Raw genomic sequence first — 12,469 nt, 5'->3', positions numbered from 1 at the left:
CCGTAGGGACCCGGGCCGGAGGGCTCCGCTCCCCTACGGACACACCCGGGGGCACGTTGCGTTGCCCGTTGAGCCGGCGTGGAGCGGCTGCTGACTGCCCGGGTGTTCACTGAACGACCGGTGAGGAAACGCCTGGCACAACAGGCGCCGCTCTCGCATGGCGTGGGGGCGCCGCGCCGAACAGGGGGATGCTGAATATGCGATACCAAGGAGAGAGCGGCGCGGAGCGTATCCGGGTGCGGCTGATGGCCCAGGACCCGATTTCACGCGCCGGGCTGGCGGGACAGTTGAGGAACTGCCCCCAACTCGAGCTGCTGGGTGAGGAGGAGTACGACGGGCCGGCCGTGGCCGTGGTGTCCGTGGACCGGATCGGGGAATCGGAGATGCAGACGTTGCGCCGTTTCCAGCGAGGCGTTGGATGCGGCACCGTGCTCGTGGCCACCGAGATCGACGATGCGGGGCTGGTTGCCGCCGCCGAATGCGGAGTGCTGGGTGTCGTCCGGCGCGCCGAGGCGTCCACGGACCGGCTGGTGCAGGTCATCACGGCCGCGGCGAGCGGCGAGGGCAGCGTGCCTGCGGACCTGCTGGGGCGCCTGCTGGACCAGGTGGGGCGGCTGCAGCGGCAGGTGCTGGATCCGCGCGGCCTCGCGTTCACCGGGCTGGCACCTCGGGAGGTCGACGTGCTGCGGCTGATCGCGGAGGGCAGCGACACCGCGGAGATCGCGCGGACACTGGCCTTCTCGGAGCGTACGGTCAAGAACATCCTCCATGACGTGACGACGCGGCTTCAGCTGCGCAACCGTTCGCACGCCGTGGCGTACGCGGTGCGACAGGGCTTCATCTGATCCGGCCCGAACCGGGCCCGCACGAAGGTGAGTTCGGGTCTCCGGGACCGGACCGGCGCGGACGGACCCGGGGCCACCGCGGCCAGGCGCAGCCGGGCCTGCGCGGGACGGTGAGCCCCGGTGCTTCCTCGCGACGGGGTCCGGTGGTCCGTGCGTGGTGAGCCCGGCGGAGCCTCGGAACGGGTCCGGGGCGCAGTCCCCGCCGCAGTCGCCCCGAGCCGCCGGACACGGGCTCTTTCGCGCTGAGCCCAGACGTGCTGCCTCTTAGGGCAGTCAGGGCTACCCCGACCGGTGCCCCTTCTCGGGGTGCCTGCGGGGTGCGCTTCGGGACAGGGTTGTTCTGAGGAGGGCTGTCCGGATGCTGTCGGCACCGTCCCGGGGCGCCCCGGGAGGCGCGGGGGAAACGTCCGGCGGATGCGTGTGCTTGAAGGTGTTTCCCGCTTCGTCCGGGGGCGGCGAGAGCTGGGTCTGCTGCTCGCCATGGTGCTCGTGAGTGCGACACCTGCCGCGGGCCCCGCCGTCACGGCTGCCGAACCCCCGCCCACGCGGGCCGTCGACGAACTCCCGCCCGACCCGGGCCGGATCGCCTACATCGGCGACGGCCCCCATCGCAGCGTGGCCACGATCGGCCCGCGCGGCGCCCTGACGTCACTGCTGCCGCCCGGCGCGGCGGGCAACGACTGCCAGGCATCGGCACGCGGCGACGACATGGTCTGGGTCAGCGACCGCAGCGGCACGGGGGAGGGGCTGTTCCGGCGCACCGGCGACGGGCCGGTGACCCCGGTCGTGCAACTGGACGGCGGGCGGCTGGCCGATCCCGTGCTGTCCCCGGACCGGCGTTGGATCGCCTTCGTGTCGTGGGAGAACGACGACGGCGAGGGCAGCCGCACGTCGGCCGACCGCTGCGACGACTCCCGCGGCCGCTCCGGCGGCGCGCAGCCCTCCGTATGGGTCGTACGTACGGACGGCACCGGGCTGCGCGAGGCCGTCAGGAACGCGGACTGGGCCGACTGGTCCCCGGACGGCACGGAGTTCGTCTTCACACGGGACGAGCGGGCCTATCGTGCGACCGTGGCCGCGGGCGGTGCGGAGGTCCCGGTCTCGTACGGGGAGACTCCGGCTGCCAAGCCGGTCTGGGAGCCCGCGGTCCCGGGCGGAAGGGACCGGATCGCGTACGTCACCCGCACCGGCCAGGGTGAGCAGGCGCTCGCCACGGTCCCCGCGGCCGGGCGCGGCGAGACACCGGCCGACGTCCTGGCGGTGGGGGAGCGCTACCAGTACGCACGGCACGGCGCCGCATGGAAGCCCGACGGCAAGCAGTTGGTGTTCCTGTCCGGTGAGCCGTACCTCGTCGACGCCAGGGCCGAGGCCTGCGGCACCTGCCGGGGCACGCCGCTGTTCGACCCCGACGACGTGGTGCTGTACGAGACCGAGAACGTCGGCTGGTACAGCCCGGCCGGGGGCCCGCCCGTCGTCCTGGTGTCCGGGAAGGATCCCGAGGACTTCGACATCGAGAGCCAACGGGCCGCCGTGCCGCTGGACCGGCTCGAACTGCGGGCCGCACAGGGCGAGGAGAGCGCCCTGACCGACCCCGCGTACGCGCCGGACGGGCGCAGGATGGCCTTCGTACGGACCACTGGGCGGCCGGAAGCACCGGACACCGAGCGGATCCTCGTGGGGGACGAGCTCGGGCTGGCCCGGGCGGTGCCGCTCCGGTACGAGGGGATGGGCGAGGGGGAACACCAGTCGCGTCCGGCCTGGTCCCCCGACGGCACCAAGCTGGCCTTCGCCCGGTCGGCGCCTCCCGACCCCGACGTCCCGGATCCGGCTGCGGAGATCGTGGTGGTGGACATCTCCCGGGGACCGCAGGACGGACGGCTGGTCCACGTGGTGCCGGAGCGGACAAGGCCCGGCTACGGGTGCTACTCGGACGACCGCGACCCGACCTGGTCACCGGACGGCGGCAAGCTCGCCTTCTCGCGGTGGAGTTACTGCTCGAGGATCAACGCCGCTCCGGGGGAACCGCTGAAGGGGCCGGCCTCGGGTGGCGCCAGGATCGCCATCGACGACAGCAGCGGCGGTACGTCGGACGGCGGCGGGCCACCTGCCGACGACAGCGGGCCGCCCTCGGACGACGGCGCCGGAACCTCCGACGGTCCCGTCCGCCCCCAGGGTGACACCCGCGACCGCCACATCTGGACCGCCGAGGCGAAGCCGGGCGGCGGCGTGCAGTTCGACGTGTCCGCCGCGCAGTGCGGCAGTCCCGACTGCCGCGTGGTCGACGTACGTCCCGCCTACCGGCCCGGCACCGGCAGCATCGCCTTCGTCCGCCAGACCGGCGTGCCCAGCGAGCCAGTCCTGCGTGCGGCACCCGTCTCGGGCTACGAAGGGCCGCGGATGGTGCTGGAGGTGGGCGACGACGGCACCCGCTGCCGGGGGCTCGTGCCCTTCGGCGACGCATGCCCTCTCGCCGTGCCCGCGCCCGACGGCGACGGGCCGGGCTACGACATGCCCGACAACCCCGCCTGGTCGCCGGACGGCCAACGGCTGGCCGTCGATGTGCTCGTGTCCGGCTGGGACTCGGTGACCGACCGCCGGATCCGCGTGGTCAACCCGGCCAACGGCCAGGGAGAGACGCTGCCTGGCAAGCTCTACAACGGGCAGCAGCAGCCCACCTGGAAGCCGAGCTCCGACCTGCGGGTCCACCTCACCACACACGACTCGCCGCTGATGCTGGGCGACACCGGCACGGTCGTCCTCGTCGTGTGGAACTACGGCGTCGCCGACTCGCCCCGAACCAGGGTCCGCGTCAAGCTGCCGACCGGACTGGACTTCGTCGCGCCGTCCGACCCGGAGGGGGCCTGCGTGGCAGATCCGGCCGACGCCCGGCAACTGGTGTGCGACGCGGGCGTGCTGAAGTCCGGCACCAAGGTGCGGATCGAGCTGCACGTGAAGGGCATGGCGCCGGGTGCACAGACGATCGCGGCGACCGCGGATGGCGGGCTGACCGACCATCAGCCGCAGGACAACACCGACGAGCTGGCGGTCCAGGTCGTGGTCCCGGACCTGGCGGTCACCGCCACGGCCACCCCGCCGGTCATCAAGATCCGCGAGCGGTCGACCGTCGAGTTCACGGTCCGCAACACCGGCACCGCTACTGCCGTGAACGTCCGGCTCACGCTGACCGTTCCGCCCGGTCTCACGCTCGTGTCCGGCACGGAATGCCCGGCCACGGGCTGCGACCTGGGCAGTATCGCTCCCGGCGCGGAGAAGAAGGTCACCCTCGTCTACACGGCCAAGAACGCCTTCTCCGGGACGATCGAGGGCAGGGCGACCGCGACCACGCGGGACATCAACCCCGACAACGACCGCGCGTCGGTGGACCTGACCGTCGTCGACCCCCGGATGCCCGACCCGGCGGTCACCGTGACCGCGACGCCCTCCCGGGTACCGACCGGTGACCGGTCGACCGTCGTCTACACCGTACGGAACCTCGGCGACGCCCCCGCGAAGTCGGTGCTGCTGACGCCCGTACTGCCGAGCGGGCTCACCGTCCTCACCGCCACACCCGCCTGCCCGACCACCGGCTGCGCCCTCGGAGACCTGGCGCCAGGAGCCACGGTGACCGTGACCCGTGTGGTGACCGCGAGCCACGCCCTGCGCGGGTCCGCCGCCGGTACGGTCACGACTCCGGGCCCCGACACCAACCCGGGGAACAACTCCGCCTCGGCGCCGCTGACCGTGGACGAGCGGCCGCCGCCCCCGCGCCGCTCCGCGGATCCGTCCGTGTCGCTGACCGCCGGGCCGCGCACCGCGTACTCGGGCGGCCGGATCACCGCCGAGGTGACCGTCCGCAACGGCGGGCCGGTCACCGCGACCGGGCTGACGCTGAAGGTCGTCGTGCCGCCCGGGCTCCGGGTCGTGTCGGTGTCCCGGCCGCCGTGCCTGACCGCCGACGGCTGCGGGCTCGGGAACCTGGCGCCCGCGGCCCGCATCACCGTACGGCTGCAGCTGGCGGCGGACCGGGCGCTGACCGGGGCGATCATGACGACGGTCACGACAACGGGCTCGGACAGCAACCCCGCCAACAACACGGCGAGCGCACCGCTGACCGTCCGCCAACCCGTGCTCCAGCTCAACCCCGAGCTGGGACCGCCCGGGGCGGTCACCCAGGCCCGCGGCAGTTCCTTCCCGCCCGGGGCCAGGCTCCTGCTGCGCTGGAGCGAGGGCGTGACGGTGTCGTCCGCGCCGGTGGTGGTCGGGGCGGACGGGACCTTCTCGGCCCCGGTGCTCGTACTCGTACAGGACGCGCTGGGGCCGCGGGACCTGAAGGCGACGCACGACGCGGTGCCCGTGCCGCTGTTCCGCGAAGTTGAGGCCGAGTACCTGGTGGTGCCCGGTGTGCTGCAGCCGTCCGACTTCCAGTGGCGCAGGTGACCGGACATGATCCATGAAGTGGACGAGGCCCTGCGCGACCTGGTGCGAGGGGAGGCGCTGGGGGAGGGCGCGGACGTCGAGGTCGTCTTCGACGCGCCGACCCGGGAGTGGGCTGCCCGGCGCAACACCCCTACCGTGAACCTGTACCTGTACGACATCCGCGAGGACCTGCGGCGACGCTCGCGCGGACGGCAGAACATCTACGACGAGCAGGGCCGGGTCACGGCCCGGACCCTGCCGCCGCGCTACTTCAAACTTTCGTACCTGATCAGCGCATGGACACAGCGGCCGGAGGACGAACACCGGCTCTTGTCCGCCCTGTTGGCGTGCTTTCTGCGGCACGACGCACTGCCGGGCGGGCGGCTGGGGCCGGAGTTGACGGCGACAGGGCTGCCGGTGCCGGTGTCGATCGCGCTGCCACCCCCGGAGGACCGGGCCTTCGCAGACGTGTGGTCGGCGCTGGGAGGGGAGCTGAAGCCTTCACTCGACGTGGTGGTGAGCACGCCGGTCACCACGGCACCGGTCTACCCGGCAGGGCCACCGGTGGAGGAGGGGCTGGCGGTCGACCTGTCGGACGTCCATGCGCCGGCCACGCCCCAGGCATCCGTACCGGTCCCGGCGCCGCGTGGCCCGCGACGCACCCGTCGCCCCGGCGACCGGACGGGAGCCTGATGGACCATCTGCTGGGGCGGCTCGGGATCGTCGAGGCGCGGGTACGCCGGGCCGTGCATGCACGGCGGGTCGTGGACCCGGAGGCGGACGACCCCTTCCGGGGCCTGTACCTGTCGGAGGACGCGGTCCTGCGGATCCTGGACGAACCGGAGACCGTGCCATGGCCGGACGACCCGGTGGATGTGCCCGACCGGGAGGCCCTGGAGCGGGCTGCCGAGTCCTCCAGGCTGACCTCGCTCCAACGGAACTTCAGCCTGACGCCGCTGGATGTGGAGCTGCTGCTGATCGCGCTGGCACCGGACCTCGACCGCCGCTTCGAGCAGCTCTACGGATACCTCAACGACGACGTGACGCGCCGGCGCCCGACGATCGGGCTGGCCCTGGGCCTGTGCGGGGTGGCCGCGGTCTCGGCCGGGGCGCGGGCCCGGCTGGCGGCCGACGCACCGCTGGTGGAGCGGGGCCTGTTGCTCGTGGAGGAGCTGGAACGCCCCTTCCTGGGCCGGTCGTTGCGGGTCCCGGACCGGGTCGCCGGCCATCTGCTGGGCGATGACGCGATGGACCCGGTGCTGGTGGACGTGATGCGCCCGGTGCGGGCCGGGACCCTGCCCGAGGGGGTCCTGGGCGATCTGCCGGGGCGGCTTGCCGAGGCCGTACGGGACGCGGTGTCTCCGGTGTATCTACGGGAGCCCGCGGGCGGCACCGCGCAGGAGCTGGCCGCCGAGGCCCTGGCCGGGGCGGGGCGTACGGCGTTCTCCCTCGACCTGGCGCGGCTGGCCCGGCAGGCCGGCCCGGAGGCGCTGGTCAGGGCGGCCGGCCGGGAGGCGGCACTGGCAGGGGCAGGCCTGATCGCCGCCCCGGTGGAGGCGTTGGCGGAGCGGCTGGAGCTGCTGCGGGGTCTGGCCGCGCTGCCCGTGCCGGTGGTGCTGGCAGGCCAGGCGGGCTGGGACCCGCAGTGGTCGGACCGTACGCCCCTGCTGGTGGAGATCGAGCGGCTGGGGGCCGCGGCGCGGGCGGCTCTCTGGCGGAAGGTGCTGGGGGAGGGCAGCACGGGTGATGCCGTGGCGGCCTTCGTCCTCACCCCCGAGCAGATGCGGCGCGCGGCGTCGACGGCACGGCAACAGGCGGTCCTGGCGGGCGGCCCGGTGGGCGAGGCGGAACTGCTCCACGGGGCGCGGGCGCAGAACACCTCCGGCCTGGAGCGGCTGGCGCGCCGGATCCAGCCGGCGGTGGGCTGGGACGACCTCGTACTCCCGCCGGCCGTACTGGGCCAGCTGCGGGAGTTGGCAGCGCGTGCCACGCACCGGGACCGTGTGCTGGGGGACTGGGCAATGAGGCCCGGCGGCGGGCGCGGACGCGGAGTGATGGCGCTCTTCGCCGGGGACTCGGGCACCGGCAAGACGATGTCGGCCGAGGTCATCGCCGGGGCGCTGGGGCTGGACCTGTACACGGTCGATCTGGCGACGGTCGTGGACAAGTACGTGGGGGAGACGGAGAAGAACCTGGAACGGATCTTCACGGAGGCGGCGGGCGTCAACGGGGTGCTCCTTTTCGACGAGGCGGACGCGGTCTTCGGCAAGCGCTCCGAGGTGAAGGACGCGCACGACCGCTACGCCAACGTGGAGAGCGCGTATCTGCTGCAGCGGATGGAGACCTTCGACGGTCTTGCGGTGCTGGCGACGAACCTGCGGGCGAACCTGGACGAGGCGTTCACGCGCCGCCTGGACCTGGTGGTGGACTTCCCGCTGCCGGGCGCGGAGCAGCGAGAGGCGCTGTGGGACCGCTGCCTGGGCACGGCGCTCCCACGAGCGGGCGACATGGACCTGGCCTTCTGCGCAAGGGCGTTCGAGCTGGCGGGTGGCGACATCCGCTCGGCCGCGGTCACGGCCGCCTACCTGGCGGCAGAGGCGGAGCGTCCGGTCTCGATGGCGGATCTGGTGGCGGCGGTGGCGAGGGAGTACAGGAAGCTGGGCCGGCTGTGCCTGGAGAGCGAGTTCGGGCCGTATGTGGGCCTTGTGCGGTAGCCGTCGGCCGGTGCCGTCTGCCCGAAGGGGCAGTCGGCCCTGCCCCCAGGGGGCACCGGGGGCCTCTACCCGAGGGGCGCCCCACAGCGGATGGTGACAGGTGAACCAGGCGAACCGAGCCCTCACAGCGGCACCCGGGTCAGGGGGAGAGATGCACGGACACGAACACGGCCACGAGCACGACGCGGAGTGCGTGGCCGGTCCGCGGCCCAAGGCCGAGCAGGACAACTCGGGCGCTCCCGACGCGTTGCTGTTCAAGGCGGCGGCCGGCGGGCGGGCCGATGTGCTCGGCCCCGGCGGGATGCTGCGGCTGCAACGGGCCCTCGGAAACGGCGGTGTCGGGGCGGCGGTGCAGCGCTCCTCCGTGCACGACGTGGTGAACTCGGGTGGCGGCCGGCCGCTCGACGCCGAGGTCCGCGCCGACATGGAGGCCCGGCTCGGGCACAACTTCGGCGACGTACGGCTGCACACGGACTCCGCCGCCCATGAATCGGCGAAGTCCGTCAACGCCCATGCCTATACGGTCGGTTCCCATGTCGTGTTCCAGCGGGACGCCTATGATCCCGGCTCCCACCAGGGCCGTACCACCCTGGCGCACGAGCTGACGCATGTCGTACAGCAGCGGTCGGGTCCGGTGGACGGCACCGAGACCGCCGGCGGCATCAAGGTCAGCGATCCGTCCGACCGGTTCGAGCGGGAAGCCATGGCCAACGCCGAACGGGTGATGGCCGCCCCGGCTCCTGTGGCCCCCGCAGCCCCCGTGCAGCGGGAGGCCGAAGAGGGCCAGGAGGCTTCCGTGCAGGGCATGTTCGTGCAGCGCGCGGCGGCCGAGGAGGCCGAAGAGGACGAGGCCCCGGCGGAGTAGGGGTGAAGGCCACAGCGGACCGGGCTGCCGGGGATGAGCCCGCACGGGAGGCAAAGGCGCCGCTGCGCCGGGCTCCGGACGGCGGCCCGGGCGCGGCCACCCGGCCTCGGCCACTGGACCCACGAGCCGTCCAACGGCTGCAGGCCCGTGCGGGAAACGCTGCCGTGGCCCGCCTCGTGGCGAAGCCGAAGCCCGCACCCGTACAGCGGCTGGACTCCGGCTCCGCGCTGCCTGTGGCCCCCACGGGCCTGACACCGGAGACGGACCCGCGCTTCCAGAAGGTCGCCGGCGACATCCGGGTCAAGAAGAACGCCCTGGCGGCCCATCCGAGTACCTCTTCCCAGGTGAAGGCCGCGAAGGACGCGGCGAAGCCGCCCGGGGACGACAAGGAGGCGCAGGCCAAGGCAGCGCAGGCCGGGGATATGGGCGCGGCGAAGCCCGGCACGTTCGACAAGGAGGCCTTCATCGCGGCCGTGTCCGCCGCGATCGCGGCGAAGGCGCCCAAGACCCTGGACGAGGCCGACAAGTTCACCCGGTCGGGCAAGACGGACGAGATCAAGTCCCAGGTCTCCGGCCAGGTGAAGGCGGGCAAGGAGGGCTCGGCCAAGGACATCACCGAGAAGACCGCCAAGGCCCCCGACGAGTCGAAGGCCGTCGAGAAGCCGGTCACCCCGCTGCCGGGACAGCCCGCCCCGCCCACGCTCGCGCCCCCGGACCCCAAGGCGGCCGCGGTGGCGAAGGCCCCGCCCGAGCAGACCGACCTGGGTACGGGGCCCACGGAGACCGACGCCATGATGGCGGAGGCCAAGGTCACCCCGGAGCAACTGGCGCACTCCAACGAGCCGCAGTTCAAGGAGGCGCTGGACACGAAGAAGGCGTCCGACGAGCACGCGGCTACGGCACCCGATCAGTTCCGGGCGAACGAGGCCGCCCGTATCGCTGCGGAACAGGGCGGCGCGGCCGCAGCGGGCCCGGTCGGCATCCAGGCCATGACGACGGCGAAGGCGGGTGCCGCGCGGCAGGTCGCGGCGGGCCAGGGCGCCGCGCAGTCCAAGGAGGAGCAGGAACGGGCGCGCGTCGCGGTGGAGATCAGGGGGATCTTCGACACGACGAAGAAGGAGGTCGAGGGCATCCTCGGCGCCCTCGACACCGAGGTCGAGACGGCGTTCGACAACGGGCAGAAGGCGGCGAAGGCCGCCTTCGACGCCGACCACCAGACCAAGATGAAGGCCTGGAAGGACGAGCGCTACTCGGGCATCACGGGGGCGGCCCGCTGGCTCGCCGACGCGGTGCTGGACCCGCCGCCGCGCGCCAACCAGATCTTCGCCGAGGCGCGACTGGTCTACGAGCTCCAGATGCGGGCGGTCATCTCGAACATCGCGGACCTGATCGGCAAGCGGCTGGCCGACGCGTCGAACGCGATCGCGCGAGGTAAGCAGAAGATTGCCGACAAGGTCGCCGAACAGCCCAAGAATCTGCAGCAGTTCGCGCAGAAGGCGGCGAACGACATCGGCGGGGAGTTCGAGCAGCTCGAGTCCTCGGTCTCGGAGAAGTCCCAGAGCCTGGTGCAGGACCTGGCGGACAAGTACGTCGCGGCGCGGGGCGACCTCGACGAGGAGATCAAGAAGCTTCAGGAGGAGAACAAGGGCCTGCTGAGCAAGGCGAAGGACGCGATCGCGGAGACCGCCGCGACCGTCCTGAAGCTCAAGGACATGCTCCTCGGCGTCCTGGCCCGGGCCGCCGGCGCGATCGACAAGATCATCTCCAACCCGATCGGCTTCCTCGGCAACCTCGTCAACGCGGTCAAGGCGGGCGTGACGGGCTTCGCCGCACGGATCGGTGAACACCTCAAGAGCGGCCTCAAGCAGTGGCTGTTCGGCCAGCTCTCGGCAGGCGGCATCGAGATCCCGGAAACCTTCGACGCCAAGGGCATCATCAAGCTGATCCTCTCCATTCTGGGCCTGACCTGGGCCAACATCCGCGCCCGCATCGCGGCCCGGATCGGCGAGCGTGCGATGGGGGCCCTGGAGAGCGGCTTCGAGATGGTCAAGGTCCTGGTGACGGAGGGCGTCGGCGGCCTCTGGAAGTGGATCGTCGAGAAGCTGTCCGACCTCAAGGACACGGTTGTCGGCGCGATCAAGGACTTCGTGACCGAGAAGATCGTCACGGCGGGCATCACCTGGATCGTCTCCATGCTGAACCCGGCGTCGGCGTTCGTGCGGGCCTGCAAGGCGATCTACGACGTGGTGATGTTCTTCGTGAACCGCGCGGCGCAGATCAAGAGCTTCGTCGACTCCGTCCTCGACTCCGTCGAAGGCATCGCCCGGGGCGGTGGCGGAGGCGTCCCTGCCCTGATCGAGCAGAGCCTGGCGAAGGCGGTCCCGGTGGTCCTGGACTTCCTGGCCAGCCTGCTGGGCCTGGGCGGTATCTCGGCGAAGATCAAGGAGATCCTGCAGAAGGTCCAGGCGCCGGTGATGAAGGCGGTGGACTGGGTTGTCGGCAAGATCGTCAACGCGGGCAAGAAGGTCCTGAGCAAGCTCAAGTCGAAGGTCCAGGGCGGCGACGACAGCCCGGAGGGCAAGCAGGCGCGCCTGGACAAGGGCGTTGCCGCAGCGGTCGCGGCCGCCAACCGGCTGGCGGGGCGACCGGTCACCAAGGCGATGCTCACGCCTGTCCTGGCCGCCATCAAGGCCAGGTACGGCTTGGTCCGGCTGGACTTGGTGGAGGCGGGCCCCAAGTGGGCGGTCGCGGGTGAGGTCAACCCGAGGAAGCAGGCGGACACCGAGGCTGACCGGATCGCGGCGGCGAAGGACAAGGCACTGGCGGACGAGGTGGCGCGGCTCAAGGCGGAGGTCGACGCCGCCGTAACGGAGAAGAACGCCGCCATGCCGCAGATCCAATCGATCAACCAGCGATTGCAGGAGCTCGGGCCGCGCATGCGGAGCCTGCCGGACGGACCTGAGCGGGGTGAGCTCAAGCGGCAGTACGACGTGCTGGTGGCCGAACGGGCCGAGGTCATCGACGAGTTGGCCGGCCATGTTCGCAATGTCGAAGGGAAGAGCACGCGCTACGGCAACGCCGTCGAGCGGCAGGAGAAGGAGCGGATCGAGACCCTCGGCAAGCTGGTGAAGAAGTTGCGCAGCGACAAGACGTTCAAGGCGGCGAACGCGGCGGCTGCCAAGAGCGGGCCCAAGGGGCAGGACGTGCTGGGCGTGATCGAACCAAGCCCGAGCACCGGCAAGCCCGAGGGCGTCTCCGCCGACCATGTGTTTCCGATGAGCAAGATCGCCCGCCTGCCCGGGTTCCTGTCACTGGAGCGCAACGACAAGGTCGCGGTGTCCTCGTGGTCAGAGAATCTCAAGCCGCTACGACGCAGCGTCAACAGCCAGCGTCAGGACCGTCCGTGGAGTTCGATGGGTTCGGTGCTCCAAAACCACCCCCAGGTGAAGTCCCTCCCCGGCCTGAGCGGAAAGATCAACGAACTGTCGGCCCTGGAAGACCGCATGGAGAAGACGCTGGCGGAGGAGATCGTCGACCGCCTGCCCTCCCCTCGGACTCCTGCCCGCTGACCATTCACCATGGCCGCGGTGTTTCTGCTGCGCGCCGGGGTCCAGACCTTCGACCTCGGC

The 12,469-nt window shown here is 72.0% G+C and carries 6 protein-coding genes; all 6 read left to right on the top strand.

What is annotated here, in order from left to right:
* Window positions 1–197: 197 nt before the first annotated feature.
* The 6 genes from OG905_RS10810 (at window position 198) to OG905_RS10785 (ending at window position 12,409) form a co-directional block, all read left to right on the top strand.
* Window positions 198–845, top strand: coding sequence for a response regulator transcription factor (locus tag OG905_RS10810; protein ID WP_328667519.1), 648 nt, complete (start codon window positions 198–200; stop codon window positions 843–845).
* Window positions 846–1,259: 414 nt separating this feature from the next.
* On the top strand, window positions 1,260–5,282 hold the full coding sequence (locus OG905_RS10805) for a CARDB domain-containing protein (protein ID WP_328667518.1): 4,023 nt from the start codon (window positions 1,260–1,262) through the stop codon (window positions 5,280–5,282).
* 6 nt (window positions 5,283–5,288) lie between these two features.
* The gene (locus OG905_RS10800; protein ID WP_328667517.1) at window positions 5,289–5,954 is read left to right on the top strand and encodes a DUF4255 domain-containing protein; all 666 of its coding nucleotides are present in this window, start codon (window positions 5,289–5,291) and stop codon (window positions 5,952–5,954) included.
* Window positions 5,954–7,975 carry an ATP-binding protein gene (locus OG905_RS10795; RefSeq protein WP_328667516.1) on the top strand — a complete coding sequence of 674 codons (2,022 nt, stop codon included), beginning with the start codon at window positions 5,954–5,956 and terminating at the stop codon, window positions 7,973–7,975. Before OG905_RS10800 ends, OG905_RS10795 begins: the two co-directional genes overlap by 1 nt.
* A 151-nt stretch (window positions 7,976–8,126) precedes the next feature.
* Window positions 8,127–8,840: an eCIS core domain-containing protein gene (locus tag OG905_RS10790; protein WP_328667515.1), complete on the top strand. Its 714-nt coding sequence runs from the start codon at window positions 8,127–8,129 to the stop codon at window positions 8,838–8,840.
* Window positions 8,841–9,004: 164 nt separating this feature from the next.
* Entirely contained in the window at window positions 9,005–12,409 is a 3,405-nt protein-coding gene (locus tag OG905_RS10785; protein ID WP_328667514.1) for a phage tail protein, read from the top strand.
* Window positions 12,410–12,469 lie beyond the last annotated feature (60 nt).

The organism is Streptomyces sp. NBC_00322, from assembly GCF_036147535.1.
Taxonomy (GTDB): domain Bacteria; phylum Actinomycetota; class Actinomycetes; order Streptomycetales; family Streptomycetaceae; genus Streptomyces.
This window is presented reverse-complemented; position numbering and strand designations above follow the sequence as displayed.

What these genes read in the sequence shown, in the direction of transcription:
- OG905_RS10795 (WP_328667516.1), top strand. Translation starts at nt 5,954, where the DNA reads ATGGACCATCTGCTGGGGCGGCTCGGGATCGTCGAGGCGCGGGTACGC.
- OG905_RS10805 (WP_328667518.1), top strand. Translation starts at nt 1,260, where the DNA reads ATGCGTGTGCTTGAAGGTGTTTCCCGCTTCGTCCGGGGGCGGCGAGAG.
- OG905_RS10800 (WP_328667517.1), top strand. Translation starts at nt 5,289, where the DNA reads ATGATCCATGAAGTGGACGAGGCCCTGCGCGACCTGGTGCGAGGGGAG.
- OG905_RS10810 (WP_328667519.1), top strand. Translation starts at nt 198, where the DNA reads ATGCGATACCAAGGAGAGAGCGGCGCGGAGCGTATCCGGGTGCGGCTG.
- OG905_RS10790 (WP_328667515.1), top strand. Translation starts at nt 8,127, where the DNA reads ATGCACGGACACGAACACGGCCACGAGCACGACGCGGAGTGCGTGGCC.